This window comes from Flavobacterium sp. ACN6 (assembly GCF_002304005.1).
Classification (GTDB): domain Bacteria; phylum Bacteroidota; class Bacteroidia; order Flavobacteriales; family Flavobacteriaceae; genus Flavobacterium.
The window spans coordinates 1-803 of sequence record NZ_MRCQ01000037.1 but is presented as its reverse complement, the minus strand read 5'-3'; the positions used below and the strand labels follow the sequence as shown (position 1 = coordinate 803).

Here is an 803-nt window from a genome sequence, read left to right as displayed (position 1 = left end):
CCATTCAGGTATCTGCGGATCAATCGGTGTGTGCCCGTCCCCGCAGCTTTTCGCAGCTTATCACGCCTTTCATCGCCTCTGAGAGCCTAGGCATCCCCCATACGCCCTTATTTTGCTTATTGTACCAGCCTTAAATTTAATTAAGACCGTTTTTTTTTGTCTTTTGTTACTTGTATTGCTACTATAACAAAAAACGCTTTCTACTTTTTATTATTTTCTTATCTCAATATGTCAATGAACTTTGTTAAGCTTTAGGCTTTAAGCAATACGCTTTAAGCTTTTTAGCTTACAGCCTAAAGCTTACAGCTTACGGCTTTTTGTGGAGAATAACGGAGTCGAACCGTTGACCTCCTGCGTGCAAGGCAGGCGCTCTAGCCAGCTGAGCTAATCCCCCATTTTTTAGTTGTCAGTTAACAGTTCTCAGTTAACAGTACTTAAAACGGTTACTCAACCTCTAAAATTTCCTTTTTCTAAGCTTACAGTCTTTTTTAGTTGCTCTTTATAATTTACAATTCATAACTTATAATTCACAATTTTTAAAAAGTAGTCCCGGGCAGACTCGAACTGCCGACCCCTACATTATCAGTGTAGTACTCTAACCAGCTGAGCTACGAGACTCTGTTTTACTTAATTTTCATTTTTTTTTTAAATTAACAGCAAGAGTAATTGAATCTTATGATTCAGTTCCTTTAGATAGACATCTTTTTTCCCCATCGTGCATTAATGCTAACAACTGGGGCTCTAGAAAGGAGGTGTTCCAGCCGCACCTTCCGGTACGGCTACCTTGTTACGACTTAGCCCTA

At 39.5% G+C, this 803-nt stretch carries 2 tRNA genes and 2 rRNA genes; all 4 read right to left on the bottom strand.

The window, feature by feature from the left end:
• Nucleotides 1-121: ribosomal RNA gene (locus BSF42_RS22255) — 23S ribosomal RNA — on the bottom strand; the annotation flags it as partial.
• A gap of 199 nt (nt 122-320) precedes the next feature.
• Nucleotides 321-394: transfer RNA gene (locus tag BSF42_RS22250), tRNA-Ala, on the bottom strand.
• Between the two features lie 150 nt (nt 395-544).
• Nucleotides 545-618: transfer RNA gene (locus BSF42_RS22245), tRNA-Ile, on the bottom strand.
• 127 nt (nt 619-745) lie between these two features.
• Nucleotides 746-803 (bottom strand): 16S ribosomal RNA (locus tag BSF42_RS22240); the annotation flags it as partial.